The sequence below is a fragment of the Microbacterium sp. NPDC055312 genome (assembly GCF_053645675.1).
In genome coordinates, this window is the sequence record NZ_JBSHMU010000002.1 from 118,028 (window position 1) to 132,667 (window position 14,640).

The following is a 14,640-nucleotide window of genomic DNA, read 5'->3' on the forward strand; positions in this document are numbered from 1 at the left end:
GATATCAGAACGGTGCTCATGCCAGACCGAAGGAGCGAGCAAGCTGCTTCCTCACCCGCGCCTGTGCCCGGGCATCGCCCTCCATGCTTCCGAAGAAGTCCAGCATCCATCCCGTGATCTGGGGAAGGTGCAGCTCCTTGCTGAGGCGGCTGGGGAGCTCGACGAGCCACACGCCATCGCTACCGAGCACCCGCTTGGCCACCACATTCCGAGTCCAGCCAGTGATCCGCACCGCCCGCCTGGTCAGCCTCCCGAGCTGTTCCACCGCGAGCCGGATGAGGCTACGGCGTGCCTGGGTCGGCTTCCGTTCCCAGACCTTCTTGGGAGTCGTAGCGAGCACAGCGGCGGCGGGCGCCTCTTCAGTGAGCCGGGGAAGAACCCCGTCGCGCTCCATGCGCGCGCAGGCTTCCCGCTCAGCCTCATCCCGCTCATCCTGATAGCGGGCGCTCAGCTCTTCTCGCGCGGCGAGCCGGTAGAGCTTCCAGCCCTTGTCCTCGCTGAGCGCAAGCTGCTCGAGGGTGTGGGTGGCTGTTGCAGGATTGCGGACAACAGTCAATCTGATGGCAGGGTCGGTGGAGCTTGCGAGCATCGCGAGCGCCCCGGGGTCCGTACTCTTTTCGGCGAGCTCGAAGGGCTTGTAGCCGGTGGGGACAACAGCCGGCCCGGAGGCTGGAGCACTCTCGGGATCGCTGGCCTTGGCCTCAGCCTTGGCCTCAGCCTTGGCTTCGGCCTCAGCCTTGGCTTCAGCCGCAGCACGCGCCTCTTCCTCGGCCTTCGCCCTTTTCGCCCTCCAGCGCAATGACTCGCCACGAGGGAGCTTGTTGCCCGCCTCATCGTAGACCTGGCATCGCTGCTCCGTGCCCATCGAATACTTCCCATCGATGAGGCCGCTGATGGTGAGCACCGTGCTGTGGCCGTGGGTGGAGATCTCAGCTCCACCGGCCTTGGCGATCCCGACTGGATCGGTGTGAGCCTCTCCGTAGGGGCATCGGTACTCAGCGACGCAGCGCATGTAGCGTTGTGTCGCATCACTCCAGTGGTAGCGCATTGTGATTGCCTTGCTCATTACCAACCCTCCTGCCTTAGCTCGAAAATCGATCTGCCTGTTCGCTCGCTCTCGCCAAGCAGTGGCAGATCCCTCTTGGTGAATGACGGCAGCAGCTTGGCCGCTGCCGAGTCTCGATGCCCTCGCATCTGTTCAGCCGCCTCGATGCCGACCACATGCTCGCCGCCGGTTGAGCAGCTTGCTGGGTCTTCGCACCATTCGGGTTCGGTAGCTCCCCAGGGCAAGTGAAAAACCAGAGTGGCGAGCGTTGCTTTCTCCTCCGGCGTTAGCTTGTGCTGATCCATAGTTGATCCCCTCCTTAGTGGGTCAGGAGCTATATCGGAGTTGCCACCATCGGCGCAGTTAGGAGATCACTTCCGCAGCTCTGCGAGCACCTTCTCGGCCTCCGCCTCATCCTCGTAGCGGATCATCCCTCCCCGGCAGTCGCTACAGGGAGGCCAGCACACTGTCGGTTCGGGCCAATCTGGATCTGCGTGGTAGCCGACCCTCTCACCCATGAGCTTCTTCGATTCCATACGCCATCACCCCTGCGAGGACTATCAGCCGAAGGCTTGCCACCATCGGCGCAGTTAGGAAAGTCGGTGAGCGCGATCCTCCTAGTCCCGAGCTGACTGTTTCCATCAACTGCTGTTGTCATTTGCTCAGGATCAAGGAGGAGCTGTGTCCCAAGCCTCACGCTCGAAAACAATCCAAAAAAGACCAGAGGATACTGCCGCCGCTGCTGCTCCCGCTTCCGCTGCTTAGGAAGCTCAGATTCCTGTTAGTCGGCTCATCGTTTGGAGCTGGGTAGTGCTGTTGCGTAAAGGTGCCAGTACTTGATGGCAGCTTTCAGCACTCCACGGGCTGTAGTAGTGGAACTGGTCTCGACAGTTGGGAATGCGTCGAGCGCTGGATGAAGGTGTGCGCACACTTCCGTAGTCCACTGGGCGGGTTCGCAGTGGAGAGGAGTGAAGACTGCTGGTGCAGCCTTCGGCGGGTTCTCAGAGGCCTACGGCCTGAGAGCAGGTTGGAAGGGTGCTTACACCTTCCAGCGGGAGACCAGAGAGGCTTCGGTCTCTGGCGGGGAGCGTAGCTCCTCGGCCCGCGCAGCGCTGGCGGGATACCGAAGATGCCTCAAGGTCTTCGGCTGGGAGCATCGCTCCTAGGGCACCGGCCACGCCGGGGCCTGATGACGAGCGGAGCTCGGCATCCTGCTTTTCCCCCCCGGGAGGTCAGCGGAGCTGTCCTCCTCACCCGCAGTCTTGAAGGCGAGTGGGGCAAAACGCACCGACGCAAGTGAAGTTTGCAGCCATGTTTGCAGTTGATTCCCTCCCGCTTTGATATCCGATGTGTGTAGTTCGCGATTCCTATGTGATCAGTCGTAGGAGCGCGATCCTAAGCCTCACTCATCGGAAAAGGAGAACAAAGATGAGCACTGCAAACACCAAGGACGCCCCCTCAACGGTTCCAAACTTCATGGAGGACGACGAGTATGAGAGCGGCGTCGCCACTCAGCCAGGGGCTGTCCAACAGCCTCAGAAGGTCGCTCAGCCATCAAGGCAGACCGTAGATAAGGCAGTGGAGAAGCCCGCAGATGCCACCATCGGCGCAGTTATGAAGGCGGAAGAGGTCGAGTCTAACCCAGTTCTCGCCACCGATCAGGATGAGTTCGACGGTGAAAGCACCGTCGAGAAGGCACCCGAAGCCACCGCTGCACCCACGGGGAAGGAGTGGAAGCAGCGCGTAGCAGCCGGTGAAGTGAAGGGGTGGGAGCACCCGAACCGGGGCAGGGATGCAGCCAGCCGGACGAAGAAGAACGGCTCTACCTATCGCAGGAAGCGGCTCGGTGAGAAGGATTTCACGGTGCTCGCGGTGCTTATGCTCCACGAGTTCCTGACCACAAAACAGGTTGGAATCATCCGTGGGATCAGCGCTCCCAGCGCTCGAAGGCTCATGCTCGGACTCCAGGAGCTGGGCGTAGTCAACCAAGAGAAGTTCCCCTATGGTCCTCAGCTCTGGTACCTCACAGGCAAGGGACTGACCTTCCTCGGGGGCGTTATGGAGATCCCGCCAACGGCTCAGCCGCTCCATCGCAAGGGCCACTTCGACATCTCAAAGATCCGTCCGAACCTACTCGCAGCGCAGATCACGGCACAGCTCATCGCTGGCACTGACACGATCCGACAGTTCGTCGAGATTCCGCTCAGCACTGGCATCGATCTGATTCCGCACATCATCCCGGAGTCCTACATCCGTAGTGAGTTCACGAAGGCGATTCAGAAGTCGGGCGGTAAGGGTGTCTTCGGAGACAGACAGAAGCGGGTCATTGCGATCCGAGACCACTGGGTGAAGCTGCGGCAAGAACCGACCGAGGACAAGCAGACGCTGTTGCGGAATCACCCGGAAGTGTGGATGACTACTGGCCGCTCAGTGATCGACGGCGGTGAAGCAAAGCACTTCCACCCCGCCGATCTGATCCTCAATCTGCTCCCCGCTGGTGGTCTCCCCGTCCATGTGGAGATCGAAACGAGCATCAAGAGCGAGAGCGAGATTCGGAAGATCATCGGCACCTACATGGATCCAAACACTCCAGCAGCGGTCGGCCCGGTGGTCTATCTCACTCATGAGAAGGCCATCGCACAGCGCGTTATGGAGATCGCTCAAGAGGTCTACGAGAAGACCACCAACATGAAGAGCAAGCCTAAGTCCGAGTGGAAGAAGCAATCTCTGGTCCGAGTCGGGCTACTTCAAGACGCTGACGGCAAACCGTTCTCAGGCAAGGTCTGGGATCTCTGAGAGCAAACGAACTGCACACAGCAGACAACCAACTGACCTTAGGAGGTCAACAACCATGGATATGAAACTGAGTAGAACTGTAAGCGCGATGGCGACCATAGCGGAGCTTGTGGGCAAGGCAAGCCTGCCCCATTCTGGCTGGGTCTCACTGGAGAAGGCGGTTCTGCACGCATTCTCTGGTGTCCATCCAACCAGCGGCGCCAGCCTGCGGAATGATCACGGTCAGCTGATCAACCTGATGGCTGACATGGAGGCCCTGCTGAAGGATGACGGCCACAGCACTGAGCTTGAGGTTCGCCGTTCAGGTCGCTACCTCCACGAAGGTGAGCAGCTCATCCGCTGGAGTGCGGCCTACGAGCTGATTCGGGAGTACAACAGCAACGACGCCGCTCGGCACTTCATCGAGCGCGAGATCGGGATTAGCAACATGCTCGACATGTGGACCCCCGGCAACACTGGACGGCTGAACTCTCCCCAGACAGCAAGCACCTGGGAGGATGCAGCATAAGAGGTGCGCGCATACCAACGGCGGCGAGGATCTACCACCCTCGCCGCCGTTCTCGTTTCGTCTTAGTAGTTCGGCCCATGCCCCTTTACGGGGTATCCGAGTTCGACTTCACGCTGGCCGTAGGGTTCCCAGCTGTACTCGTTGAAGAGAGGGATGGGTTCTCCATCTGAGTCGAAGCCGACCACCGAATAGCCGTCGATGATGTGGTTCTTATCCCCGAGCGTGTGGATGCCAACGGTTCTACTGATGGGGAGTGCGGCACGCTCATTGATGAACTCCCGGCGTACCTTCTCCAGCGCAACCGGCTCTGTGAGCCCCTGCCTAACCCAGAAGGAAACCGCCTCCTTGGCCTCCGCTGTTCCGGCGTCCCACTGAGCGGCGAAGTGCTCTTGAAGCCAGTCGAACGCATCGAACCATCGGACGATCCAGTGGTTCCCGCTGTGGTCTCGCCCTACGGAGTAGCGCTGGCCGAGGATCTGGAACAGCTCGTCCGCATCGACTCCGGCGTGCTCAGCGATGACGCCGAGCTTGATCCAACCTGAACGTGCTTCTTCCGCCAATTCCGACGCCCCTATCTCTCTGCGGACAACTTCCGGCCATCGTATCGATCGGCCAGCTACCTACAGGAATCGATGCCTCGCGCATCGTCATCCAGGATGAGCACTCTCCGGCTGTGGTAGCGCTTCCAAGACTGGAGCGCAGCCCAGAGGGTCAATGTCATCGGGGCTGTAGCAGGCGCGCCCAGACCAGCTTTCCTGCATCCTGCCGATCAGCAGCTTCAGCGCGGTCCGATGGTGTCGCCCCGGTAGAGATCGCCTTCCACATAGCTGATCACTTCGCCTGTCCGGGAGGTTCCGAGCCAAAGGTAGTCGCCCTCGATCCACTCGATATGCCAGCCTGCCGCCGAGAGAGAATCGCCCAGGGTTTCATCGGCTCCTCCGGGGAAGAAGGCTTCGCCGGAGGACGGAGGCCAGAACTCATCGAGTATGGCTTTCACCCCATCGAAGGTCTGTGGCTTCTCTGCCTCGATCCTGTCGAGCGTGAGCTGATACTGCTTCCAGTAGCTATCCATGCGGCGACGATACGCGGATGCTGGCGGGAAGGAAAACCCAGGTCAAAAGAGTTTTCCAGGGGAGTTGACTCCTACCAGGAGTCCATGAATATTTGGCCATGCGACACCACATCCACTGCTTCGAAAGGCAAACATCATGGCAAACGCAACCGCTTCCCAGACCACCGCTCCCAAGGCCGACGACTTCGACCGCAAGGACATCACTCGGATGTTCGCTCGCCTCAAGCACGAGGTCGGTGGCCTCGTCGACGACGCGAACCGCACCCGTCCCTTCTACGCCAAGAGCCGCGAGGAGGCCGTGGCCAAGCGCAACGCTGCCGTCAAGGTGCTCAACGAGCTGGCCGACCGTATCGACACCCTCAAGAAGGATGCCTGATCGGAACCAGCAGGGCCGGGGATGATCCCCGGCCCTTCCTCGTTAACCATCTACCAGAAAGCAGACCATGGCCAGTCAGGTTCTCCTCAACATCTCCGACAACGGCGGCTACTCACCCGATCAGATCAACACGAGCTTCACGCTGGGCCGGCTCCTCGAAGAGGTCGAGCAGGCAATCGAGGTCTACGGTGCAGACTCGGTCATCGTGCTCAACAACGGCCAGCGCTACGGCGCTACCTACGGCTCGATCATCGACTCTGAGTTCGGTGATCTCTTCTACAGCCCCGAGGAGGAGGAGAACTGATGGACATCGACGGCCTGCTTGAACTCATGCGAGTCTCTGCCGCCATCGCCTTCGATGCGGTGCTCGACGGCTACGAGATCATCCGCCCCTCGCTCCACTCTGCCGCCCAATCGCTGGCCGACTTCCTCGCGAAGTAGCCCGCTGATCCCAGCCCCCGGCCAATGGCCGGGGGCCTTCTCGTGCTTCATTTGAGCTGGTCTGCGAATCGTGGCGCAAGCTCGTGATCGTCGTCCGCGATCTGCTTGGCTGTGAGGCCGAAGAGTTCAGCCGCTCGCTGCACCCGCTTGAAGTAGGCGCAGTCGCATGTGTGGTCGCAGTGAGCGCGCTCGGTGTCGGTAAGTTCAGCTCGAAAGCCGCCCATCAGGATGTCGGGGTCTTCGAGCGGGGGAGTGATCTCGCACATGAGCGCGTGCCAGCATCCATCGATGTTCTGCTCAACTTCTGGCAAGCCGAAGTGCTCAGCGAAGAACTCGATGATCTCGGCATCCGTTGCTGCTGCTGCACTGTTGCTGGAGACGGCGCTCATCAACTGAGCGCCACCCGCCGACTTGTTCGAGCCGGAGAGAGGGTCGCCGCACTTTGAGCACGACACCGCTGCCTCGTGCAGAGGAAGCTCGATGAGCAGGTCGTGCACGACGGCATCAAGTTGGTCAGCCGAGAAGTGTCTCCCGAAGATCAGCGCATAGACATTGAGCTGCCTGACAAACTCAACGATCTGCGTGTTATTCGAAGAATGCGACTGCTCCAGCTCGCGCCTCAGCTCATTTGCATAGTCCTCAGCGCAGTGATCGTGGACGATGCGGCAAGTGTCCTCGGCATCGACGCAAAGAGATGCGAGGAAGTCCCGTAGCGCACCGCCGAAGATCGTCGCGATTGCCTCGGTGGGCGCGAGATCCATGAGGTAGGGATCGTCAGCACCTTCTCCCCAGCCGATCAGCGAATCGAGCAGCGCTATCCTCTGCTGTGAGGTGAGGCTGGCTCCGATCCCGCGGAGCACTTCGCGATTCACGGCAATGGCTGTCATGTTCATAGCGGATTCCTTTCTGTCTAGTTTCAGACTTCGATTGAGCCGTGGATTTCGCGATCGCCCCAGTACATGACGGCGTGATCAGCGGCGCGGCGAAGGTGATCGGCTGCACTGCAGCGCAGATCCGCGGTGAGCGCTTCAGAGTCGTCCTTGAACCCGGCAAGGAACTCTTCGACAAGCCGCTCCGGCGCTTCAGACCAGAACTTCTTGAAATCCGCATCGCCGCCGGTCTCGTCGATCAGCAGGAGCTTGCGGAATCGCTCACCGGCTGCGCGAGCGCTGCGCTCCTCCGCCTTCTTTGCCCTACTCTTGGCCTTCCTGAGCTTCCTCTCAGTCCTCGCAAGCAGCTGAAGCGAGGACTCTTCGCCGAGCTGGTCGGCGAGCTCACCCGCGAGCCCTTCGAGGAGGAACATTACGCTCATCTTTTCACCCGCGGTCTCGACCTCTTCGAGGAGGGCAACCAGGAGTTCACGCGTGAAGCCGAGCGGGCTTTCAGATGCCCACACCTGCTGGACGATGGCGTTGATCTGAGCAGTCTTGTTCGTAGTCATGGATAGTCCGTTCTGTTGTTTCAGGGGGTGAGTCGCAGCGGTTCGGTTTCCGCTGTCGGCTCTCACACCGTTGGTTTGCCGAAGCGCGAACCAGATCTGCGGAACATCCTCGAAAAACATTGATCTTTTCGGTTTCCTACAACTGATCGGGTTGATTTGACGGACATCGACTCGTGCTTTTGTAGACTATCTACAATGCGGTGGAGAAGCGATGCCGGCCACGGGAGGCGATCTCAGCGCCCGAGCCGGGTAGCCGGTGTGATCGTTCGCCCTCAGTGCGGTGGACGCAGGAGCAGGCAGCTACGACAAAGCCCGGGGCATGGATGCCCCGGGCTCATGTGTGCAGCGTGCTGACTGGTCAGTCCCGCCAGACGGGATCGATCCGCGCCTTGAACTGCGCCTCACTCTGCCGCCCCGCCTTGCCCTTCTTGATCACGACCATCTCAAGCTCACTCCGCAGGAGCCGATTGAGTTCTTCCGTCTCCTCGGGGGATGCCACATAGGGCAGCTCTTGCGGACGCTCCTTCTTGACCTTGGATTCCTCGGGGTGTCCAGGGCTCGCAGCGCGTTCGTCGATGGGATCGAAACTCTCCCCGGGCTTCTGCCCGTCTTCGAGCTGACCAGGCGTCTCACGGAGGAACGGCCCCTGGATTTCCATGAGCCATTCGAGCACTTCGCTGGTCCTCCTCAGCGGGCTCTGGGGTGCTGGCTGCACAGCGAGGAAGGCATCGAGCTGCTTCTGTAGATCGCTGCGCTCCCGGTCCAGCTCGTCGACCTGAGCGAAGGCGATAGCCGCTGGGAGTTTGCCCGCCTTGTACCCGTCCATCAGCTCATCGATCAAGCGGCTCTTCTCGCGCAGCTCATCGAACTTCGGCCAATCCTCAGCCACCTTCGGCTTCGGTCGATCAGCCGACCGCTTCTTGCTCGCCTCGTAGGCGCGGCGAACGCTCTCCTTGATCAGGTATTGCTCAAGGAGGCCCGCCGAGATCCCCACATGGCCCTTCTTACAGGCGTAGATCGCTCTGCTCCGGGTGCCTGACGGCAGCTGACCATAGAGCGGCTTGGTGCACTCACCACAGCGAAGAATGCCGGCGAGCGGCCAGCTCCCAGTGCGCAGCTTCTTCCGGGAAAGCCTGCCGAGCATGGCGAGCGCCTGCTCCCGATCCTCCAAGCTGATGATCGGTTCCCAGGTGCCGCGCACGAGTTGTCCATCAGCTCCTCTCAGTGGCTCTCGGTGCCGGGTTCGGATGCCAGCCGTTCTCCAGCCGAGGAGCACGCGGTAGACCACCGACCACTCCCATTGCCCGTCAGGCTTCTCTTCCTTCTTGGACTGCTCCGGATCGACGGCGGTTCGGACCCCAGCGTGGTTCCATTTGTGCTGGATGCTTGCGATGGATGCTCCAGCCTTGATGTCCTCTACGGCCTGACGGATCAGGGCCGCTTCGCTCTCTCGGATAGTGATGCCATTCTCTTCCCACCCGAAAGCTCGCTGGCGCTGGCGCTTCGGCTTCCCAGCGTATGCGTGGCGCTCGAAGGTGAGCCTCTGTCGCTCGGAGATCAGCCGAGCTTCGTTGGCAGCGATTGCGCTCATGATTCGAGCGTTAACCACACCGGGCCCGGTAGATAGGTCGTAGTTTTCTACCCGATGCGTGCGGATCTTGAGGCCGGTATCCTCGACGAGCTTGATCAACACTTCGAGCTCCATGGGCCGTCGTGTCAAGCGGTCATCAGCGTAGGCAAGCACATATTCGAACTCGCGGTTTCGAGCAGCGGCGAGCATCCTGTCATACTCCACTCGCTTCTTTGCGGTGGACTTTTCTGAGGCTCCAGTGCCATCAGGTTCCCGGTAGATGGCCACAACATCGAGCCCATACTTGTCAGCCAGCTTCCGGCATAGGTCGATCTGACCGTCCAGGGTGTCGCCGTCATCCTTCTTGTCTCGGCTGATCCTGGCGTAGATTGCTGCCCTCTTGCCCGTGCCCTCACCCATCTTTCGAATGTACATCAATAGGCATGCCGAATCAGCTCGGTCCCGAGTACAACCTGCACGTGCTGCAGGCGTTCGCCGAGCACGTCGCGCCGGCGCTGGGCTGGAAGCCGAACACCGAGGGCCCCGTGCAGGGCGACCCGATTCCCTGACGCCGGGGCGAGAAACCACTTCTCGCATGAGGCATGCGCGCTGAGCGCGAGCCTCGTGCAGGAAGTGGTTGCTCAGCGGGCGCTCACGACCCGCCGGGCGGGCCGAACAGCCCGTCGCCGTGCTCGTGCAGCAGACGGTAAGCGTCGGCGAACGTCTCGGGCTCCGGCTCGTCGGGCCGGCCGTACCGGGCGATGAGCAGACCCAGCAGCCCCCGAGCGGGTTGCGTGAGCGGCTTGAGCTTCGCGGCCTCGCCCGGCGCGGGCGCCGTGCTCTCGGGATTCGGCGGCGTGTACGCGGGAGAGGTGACGGGCCAATCGGCCGGATGCCGGGGCTGCTCGAGATTGACGACGGTGAACAGTGTGTTCGCCGAGGCGTCGCGGTCGTTGAGCGGCTGCAGCCCGTGCAATCGGCTGAGCGTGGCCGTCACCGACCCGTGATGCATCTCGTCGTGGATGATCGTGCCGCGCCGGGTGTACGCCGACACCGCGATGGCCGGCACCCGGCATCCGAGACGATCGAAGGTGAAGCCCATCTCGCCAGGCCCCGTGTCGGCGGTCGGCCGGGTGGCCGGCGGAGGCGGCACGTGGTCGAAGCATCCACCGTGCTCGTCGAACGTGATCAGCAGCAGCGTGTTGACGGCGTTCGAGCCGTCGGGTGACGCGCTCGTGCGCACCGCCTCGTAGACGTCGTGGACGAGCCGGTCGCCGGCGCGCACGTCGGAGACGGCGCTGTCGAACACCTCCTCGCCGTCAGCGGTGCTCTCGCGCAGCGCACCGAAGGGCGGATGGAAGTCGTTGTGGTCGTAGACCATCCGCGGCTCGATGAACGCGTACGCCGGCAGGGAGCCGTTCTTCGCATCGGCGTAGAAGTCCTCCATCGTGCCGAAGTGCTCGGTTCGCCAGTACTTCTCGAGCACGGATGCGTGCAGCATGCCGGTGAACGAGACCAGCTGGAGGCGGTCGATGTAGATCCGCCAGCTGAGCCTCTTCTCCTCCAGCCGGTTGAAGATCGTGGGGGCGGCCGGCGCCTCCAGCCACTTCAGATAGCCGTCGCCGGCCTGATTGGTGACGAAGCCGTGCGAGGTGGAGGCGTGGAAGAACGAGCGGTTGCAGAACGTCTGGGACGGAACCGCCGCGTACCAGTGGTCGAAGACGGCGAACTCGGACGCGAGCGTCGACAGCACAGGCAGCATGTCGGGCGAGAACGAGCCCATGCTGTGCGCGGCTTCCTCGGGCGTGGGCTCGGCGCCATGACGCAGCCGCCGGACGTTGATCAGGTAGTCCTCGAGAAAGCCCGACATGGTCGCCTTCTCGCCGTGAGTCGGGGCGTTGAACGGCGCCGCCATCCGGTCGACGAAGAGCTCGGCGTTGGTCTTCGGATCGACCGTCCCGAAGATCTGGGTGTTCACGTGAGGGTATTCCTCGCCCGGGTCGGGATCGGGGAGGCTCATGATCCGGTCGGTGTTTCCCGTGTAGACGTGCGCGGCGACCACCGTGCCGTCGGATGCCGTGTTGCTGTGCGCCCCGAAAGCGAGCCCCTCGAACGTCTCGCCGTCGGGCAGGTTCTCGGCGGAGTACAGGTAGCCGAGCAGGTTGTCGAAGGATCGGTTCTCGCCCATCAGCACCACGATGTGATCGAACCCGGGCTCGCGGCGCGGGGCGAGGGCGGCGAACGGGTCGGGCTCGCTGGCGAAGCCGCCTCGGTGCCGGGATACCAGCGACGCCCCGATCGCCGCTCCGCCTGCGCCGCCGACGACCGCGCCAGCGAGAGCGGCCCCGCTCATCTTGAGGAAGCCGCGCCGGGAGGGCTCCTCCGCGGGTTCGTGCGCGGGTGGTGGTGCGTCGTCGGCCACGAGGTGATTCTAGGCGGGTGAAGTCAGCGGCGGAATGCCTCGGCGCAGCGGTCACAAGGGCACCCGATCTGAGCGGCGATCGTGGGAAACACACAACGGAAAGGCGTTTCCAACCCGTCGCACCCCACGGATGCCGAAACCGGCGCGCCAGCGTGGGAGAACCAGCGGTTCATCACCAACCCGGCCAGCGGTGCCACCGACTACTTCCAGACGCTGCCGGTGGCGAAGCTGACCGTCGTGCAGTACGAGACCGTCGAGCTGAAGAAGGTCATCGTCGCCAGCGGCACGATCTACACGGTCGACAGCCCCGACCCGTCGCAGGGAAGCGTGTACTCGGGCACCACCGATCTGTCGACCTGACCCGCGGGGCGCTGGCCATCTGCGCCCGCCCCGGCTGCCGCCCGATCCACCTGGCCTGCGCAGCAGCATCCGCCCCGGAACACCACAACGCGCCGCACCCCGAAGGGATGCGGCGCGTTGCACAACGAGCGGGTAGGGCTACTGCGCAGGCTTCAGCACCCAGGTCGCACCGGACAGCGTGAGGGTGGGCTCATCAGGACCGGAGTACTGGCTTCCGGTCACCGTGAAGATCCGCGCGGAGCGCTGCACATTCGCGGCGAACTGCTCGAGCGCCGCGCGATCGCCCGAGGCGCTGAGGGTGACGGGCACCTGCACGAGGGTGCCGCTGGCGGGTGGCGCCAGATCGACCCCGGTGGGAGCCGTGTACGACACGGGAGCCTCGGAGGTCAGCGTCGTGACGGTCACTCCGGCCGCTGCGGCGGCGGCGTGGATCTGGTCGATCATCGGCTGCTGGGCGCGGTCTGCGGGGATCTGCGTGCGGTTGGTCTCGAGCGTGCCGCGATACTCGTCGATGCGCTCGTTGTCGGCGGCGAGGGCGGCGTTCCTGGCCTCCTGCACGGTGTTCTGCTGCACGGCGGCGGCGGTCTGCGTCTCGGCACGACCGATGCGGTCGAGCTGCGGCTGCACGCCGACGAAGAAGGCTCCGAGCAGGATGCCGGCGGCGAGCACGCCGATGACGATGAGACTCAGGCGGTACTTGTCCATGTGCTTACTCCTGGGTCGCTGCCGTGTCGTCGGCGGTCTCGTCGTCCGTGCTCTCCGCAGCAGCGGGAGGAGCGGTCACGGCCGTCTCCAGCGCCTGGCGCAGCGCCGTCAGCTTCTCGGGGTCGAGTCGGCCGCCGCGCTCGGTGCCGCCGAGGGCAGCGGCGGTGAGGTGCACCACGCCGGTGATGACGTAGCCGTCTTCGCCGCCGCCCGAGACCGCGGTGACCGTGGCGCTCGAGTAGCCGGTGAGCGACTGCAGCGCGCCCAGCAGCGGGCTCGAGGTCTCGAAGACGTCGGCGGTGGCGGTGAAGGTGATCTCGATCACACCGGGCGCGTCGAGCCCGACCTCGTCGACGGGGCTGTCGGATGCGGTGGACAGGCCCTTGATCGTCACCGCTTCCGAGCTCAGCACGACGCCGGCGGGCAGTGCGGCGTCGAGCTCGCGCATCAGCCGCGGCCAGTCCGTCTCGGCGAACAGCGCCGAGAGCTCCGCCGACTCGTAGTCGGCGAGCTGGGCCGTGATGGCCTGCACCTCGGTGTACTGCTGCTGCTCTTCGACCAGCTGCACGCTGCGCGCCTGCTCGTCGGCGAGCCGCTGCTCGGCGGAGCCGGCGAAGAACGACACGGCGAAGCTGCCGGTCACCGAGATCAGCAGCAGCCCGGCCAGCCCCAGGCCGAGCAGACGCAGGGTGGCGCTCTGCCGGCGGCGCACCTCGACGCTCGGCGGCAGCAGGTCGACGCGCGCGATGAGCGCCGGCTGCACACCACCCCCGCGGCGTCGCGCGGGCGCCGCAGCGGCATCCTTCTTCCGCGTCTTCGAGATCGTCCGCGTCTTCTCGATCGTCGCCATCATCGTCTCTCTCCCACGGTGGCTCCCATGCTGGCGGCGAGCTCGAGCGCCCACCGGTCCACACCCGATTCGCGCACGCCCCTGCCGAGCGCGAACGCGGCCAGCGGATCGGCGTGCTCGGTCGGCACGCCGAGCGCCCGGCTGAGCACCGGTGCCAGTCCGATCAGGCGGCTGCCGCCGCCGGTGAGCAGCACGCGTGCGATCGGCGTGTCGGGGTGCGCCCCGACGTAGAAGTTCAGGGTGTTGCGGATGCTGTCGATCAGCGCCGCGACGTTCTCGCGCAGCACGGTCTCGGCCTCGATGTCGCGAGGGTTGGTCGCTCCGCCCTGCAGGCCGCGGCTGATCTTGTCGTGCTCGGCCTCCGCGAAGTCGATGCCCAGGGCGCGCTCGATGCTGCGGGTGATGTCGTCGCCACCGCTCGGCACCATGCGCACGAACTCCGGGGTGGTGCCGTTCGCGATGACGACCGTCGTGCTCGACGCGCCCACGTTGATGATGGCCTGTGCCTGCCCGGGGGTGCCGGGCAGGATGCGCAGCAGCGAGAACCCGGCGAAGTCGATGGCGTCGACGAACCGGCCGGAGCGCTCGATCACGTTGACGGTCGACTCGAGGCTGCTGCGGGCGGTGGCCACCAGCAGGCCCTCCTGCTTCGCGCTGCCGTCGGCGGCGGGGCGCAGCGGCAGGAAGTCGAGCACGGCGTCGTCGAGGTCGATCGGCACCTGGCCCTCGACGGCGAAGCGCAGCGCGGCGCGGTTGCCGGCGAGTTCGGGCAGAGCGACCTCGCGCACGACGACCTTGCGGTTGCCGAGCGCGAGGGCGACCTTCTTGGTCGTGAAGCCGCCGCTGCGCCACAGGTCTTTGAGTGCGGCGATGCCGCGGCGCTCATCCACGATCTCGCCGTCGAACACCGTGCCCTCGGGCAGGTCGACGGCGGCGAAACGGGTGATCTTGGGTCGAGCGGTGTACGGAGCGTCGATCTGCACGCCGCGCAGGGTGCGGCGACTCAGATCGAGAGCGACGACGGCTGCCATGGTGGTCCTTAGCTGGTTCGGTG

17 protein-coding genes and 1 pseudogene are annotated in these 14,640 nt (G+C 63.8%); 7 read left to right on the plus strand and 11 right to left on the minus strand.

Annotated elements, in window-relative coordinates; all coding sequences use genetic code 11:
• Positions 1–16: 16 nt before the first annotated feature.
• Together ACWIDW_RS04930 and ACWIDW_RS04935 are read right to left on the minus strand one after the other, a co-directional pair.
• On the minus strand, positions 17–1,066 hold the full coding sequence (locus ACWIDW_RS04930; RefSeq protein WP_454123445.1) for a hypothetical protein: 1,050 nt from the start codon (positions 1,064–1,066) through the stop codon (positions 17–19).
• Positions 1,066–1,350 (minus strand): hypothetical protein, encoded by a 285-nt coding sequence (locus ACWIDW_RS04935; protein ID WP_454123447.1) that lies wholly within the window; start codon positions 1,348–1,350, stop codon positions 1,066–1,068. Before ACWIDW_RS04935 ends, ACWIDW_RS04930 begins: the two co-directional genes overlap by 1 nt.
• 1,123 nt (positions 1,351–2,473) lie before the next feature.
• Between ACWIDW_RS04935 and ACWIDW_RS04940 the strand changes: the two genes are divergently transcribed.
• A complete protein-coding gene (locus tag ACWIDW_RS04940; RefSeq protein ID WP_454123449.1) occupies positions 2,474–3,841 on the plus strand; it encodes a hypothetical protein in 1,368 nt (455 codons plus the stop codon).
• 55 nt (positions 3,842–3,896) lie between these two features.
• Positions 3,897–4,349, plus strand: coding sequence for a hypothetical protein (locus tag ACWIDW_RS04945; RefSeq protein WP_454123450.1), 453 nt, complete (start codon positions 3,897–3,899; stop codon positions 4,347–4,349).
• A gap of 62 nt (positions 4,350–4,411) precedes the next feature.
• On the opposite strand, the gene ACWIDW_RS04950 is transcribed toward ACWIDW_RS04945, so the two are convergent.
• A complete protein-coding gene (locus ACWIDW_RS04950; RefSeq protein WP_454123452.1) occupies positions 4,412–4,909 on the minus strand; it encodes a hypothetical protein in 498 nt (165 codons plus the stop codon).
• A 218-nt stretch (positions 4,910–5,127) separates the two neighbouring features.
• Positions 5,128–5,421: a hypothetical protein gene (locus ACWIDW_RS04955; protein WP_454123453.1), complete on the minus strand. Its 294-nt coding sequence runs from the start codon at positions 5,419–5,421 to the stop codon at positions 5,128–5,130.
• 136 nt (positions 5,422–5,557) lie between these two features.
• On the opposite strand from ACWIDW_RS04955, the gene ACWIDW_RS04960 reads away from it, so the two are divergent.
• The 3 genes from ACWIDW_RS04960 (at position 5,558) to ACWIDW_RS04970 (ending at position 6,238) form a co-directional block, all read left to right on the plus strand.
• Entirely contained in the window at positions 5,558–5,797 is a 240-nt protein-coding gene (locus ACWIDW_RS04960) for a hypothetical protein (protein WP_454123454.1), read from the plus strand.
• 67 nt (positions 5,798–5,864) lie between these two features.
• A complete protein-coding gene (locus ACWIDW_RS04965; RefSeq protein ID WP_454123456.1) occupies positions 5,865–6,101 on the plus strand; it encodes a hypothetical protein in 237 nt (78 codons plus the stop codon).
• Complete coding sequence (locus ACWIDW_RS04970; RefSeq protein WP_454123457.1) at positions 6,101–6,238, plus strand: hypothetical protein; 138 nt, start codon at positions 6,101–6,103, stop codon at positions 6,236–6,238. The genes ACWIDW_RS04965 and ACWIDW_RS04970 overlap by 1 nt, the downstream gene beginning before the upstream one ends.
• A 47-nt stretch (positions 6,239–6,285) precedes the next feature.
• Here the strand turns inward: ACWIDW_RS04970 and ACWIDW_RS04975 are convergent, their stop codons facing one another.
• The 3 genes from ACWIDW_RS04975 to ACWIDW_RS04985 all read right to left on the minus strand — a co-directional run bounded on the left by ACWIDW_RS04975 (position 6,286) and on the right by ACWIDW_RS04985 (position 9,669).
• Positions 6,286–7,131 (minus strand): hypothetical protein, encoded by an 846-nt coding sequence (locus ACWIDW_RS04975; protein WP_454123459.1) that lies wholly within the window; start codon positions 7,129–7,131, stop codon positions 6,286–6,288.
• Positions 7,132–7,154: 23 nt separating this feature from the next.
• Complete coding sequence (locus ACWIDW_RS04980) at positions 7,155–7,679, minus strand: hypothetical protein (RefSeq protein ID WP_454123461.1); 525 nt, start codon at positions 7,677–7,679, stop codon at positions 7,155–7,157.
• 358 nt (positions 7,680–8,037) lie between these two features.
• Positions 8,038–9,669, minus strand: coding sequence for a recombinase family protein (locus tag ACWIDW_RS04985; RefSeq protein ID WP_454123462.1), 1,632 nt, complete (start codon positions 9,667–9,669; stop codon positions 8,038–8,040).
• 23 nt (positions 9,670–9,692) lie between these two features.
• On the opposite strand from ACWIDW_RS04985, the pseudogene ACWIDW_RS04990 reads away from it, so the two are divergent.
• Positions 9,693–9,818 (plus strand): annotated as a pseudogene (locus tag ACWIDW_RS04990) (flavin-dependent oxidoreductase); the annotation flags it as partial.
• A gap of 83 nt (positions 9,819–9,901) precedes the next feature.
• Here the strand turns inward: ACWIDW_RS04990 and ACWIDW_RS04995 are convergent.
• Positions 9,902–11,671 (minus strand): alkaline phosphatase family protein, encoded by a 1,770-nt coding sequence (locus tag ACWIDW_RS04995; RefSeq protein ID WP_454123464.1) that lies wholly within the window; start codon positions 11,669–11,671, stop codon positions 9,902–9,904.
• Positions 11,672–11,752: 81 nt separating this feature from the next.
• Between ACWIDW_RS04995 and ACWIDW_RS05000 the strand changes: the two genes are divergently transcribed.
• Positions 11,753–12,031 carry a hypothetical protein gene (locus ACWIDW_RS05000; protein WP_454123466.1) on the plus strand — a complete coding sequence of 93 codons (279 nt, stop codon included), beginning with the start codon at positions 11,753–11,755 and terminating at the stop codon, positions 12,029–12,031.
• A gap of 138 nt (positions 12,032–12,169) precedes the next feature.
• On the opposite strand, the gene pilO is transcribed toward ACWIDW_RS05000, so the two are convergent.
• The 3 genes from pilO to pilM are packed head-to-tail and all read right to left on the minus strand — an operon-like array spanning position 12,170 to position 14,617.
• Positions 12,170–12,736: a type 4a pilus biogenesis protein PilO gene (gene pilO / locus ACWIDW_RS05005; protein ID WP_454123468.1), complete on the minus strand. Its 567-nt coding sequence runs from the start codon at positions 12,734–12,736 to the stop codon at positions 12,170–12,172.
• A 4-nt stretch (positions 12,737–12,740) separates the two neighbouring features.
• Positions 12,741–13,589: a hypothetical protein gene (locus tag ACWIDW_RS05010; protein ID WP_454123469.1), complete on the minus strand. Its 849-nt coding sequence runs from the start codon at positions 13,587–13,589 to the stop codon at positions 12,741–12,743.
• A complete protein-coding gene (pilM, locus tag ACWIDW_RS05015; RefSeq protein ID WP_454123470.1) occupies positions 13,586–14,617 on the minus strand; it encodes a type IV pilus assembly protein PilM in 1,032 nt (343 codons plus the stop codon). Before pilM ends, ACWIDW_RS05010 begins: the two co-directional genes overlap by 4 nt.
• Between the last annotated feature and the right edge of the window lie 23 nt (positions 14,618–14,640).

What these genes read in the sequence shown, in the direction of transcription:
- ACWIDW_RS04930 (WP_454123445.1), bottom strand. Translation starts at nt 1,066, where the DNA reads ATGAGCAAGGCAATCACAATGCGCTACCACTGGAGTGATGCGACACAA.
- ACWIDW_RS04935 (WP_454123447.1), bottom strand. Translation starts at nt 1,350, where the DNA reads ATGGATCAGCACAAGCTAACGCCGGAGGAGAAAGCAACGCTCGCCACT.
- ACWIDW_RS04940 (WP_454123449.1), top strand. Translation starts at nt 2,474, where the DNA reads ATGAGCACTGCAAACACCAAGGACGCCCCCTCAACGGTTCCAAACTTC.
- ACWIDW_RS04945 (WP_454123450.1), top strand. Translation starts at nt 3,897, where the DNA reads ATGGATATGAAACTGAGTAGAACTGTAAGCGCGATGGCGACCATAGCG.
- ACWIDW_RS04955 (WP_454123453.1), bottom strand. Translation starts at nt 5,421, where the DNA reads ATGGATAGCTACTGGAAGCAGTATCAGCTCACGCTCGACAGGATCGAG.
- ACWIDW_RS04960 (WP_454123454.1), top strand. Translation starts at nt 5,558, where the DNA reads ATGGCAAACGCAACCGCTTCCCAGACCACCGCTCCCAAGGCCGACGAC.
- ACWIDW_RS04965 (WP_454123456.1), top strand. Translation starts at nt 5,865, where the DNA reads ATGGCCAGTCAGGTTCTCCTCAACATCTCCGACAACGGCGGCTACTCA.
- ACWIDW_RS04970 (WP_454123457.1), top strand. Translation starts at nt 6,101, where the DNA reads ATGGACATCGACGGCCTGCTTGAACTCATGCGAGTCTCTGCCGCCATC.
- ACWIDW_RS04975 (WP_454123459.1), bottom strand. Translation starts at nt 7,131, where the DNA reads ATGAACATGACAGCCATTGCCGTGAATCGCGAAGTGCTCCGCGGGATC.
- ACWIDW_RS04980 (WP_454123461.1), bottom strand. Translation starts at nt 7,679, where the DNA reads ATGACTACGAACAAGACTGCTCAGATCAACGCCATCGTCCAGCAGGTG.
- ACWIDW_RS04985 (WP_454123462.1), bottom strand. Translation starts at nt 9,669, where the DNA reads ATGGGTGAGGGCACGGGCAAGAGGGCAGCAATCTACGCCAGGATCAGC.
- pilO (WP_454123468.1), bottom strand. Translation starts at nt 12,736, where the DNA reads ATGGACAAGTACCGCCTGAGTCTCATCGTCATCGGCGTGCTCGCCGCC.
- ACWIDW_RS05010 (WP_454123469.1), bottom strand. Translation starts at nt 13,589, where the DNA reads ATGATGGCGACGATCGAGAAGACGCGGACGATCTCGAAGACGCGGAAG.
- pilM (WP_454123470.1), bottom strand. Translation starts at nt 14,617, where the DNA reads ATGGCAGCCGTCGTCGCTCTCGATCTGAGTCGCCGCACCCTGCGCGGC.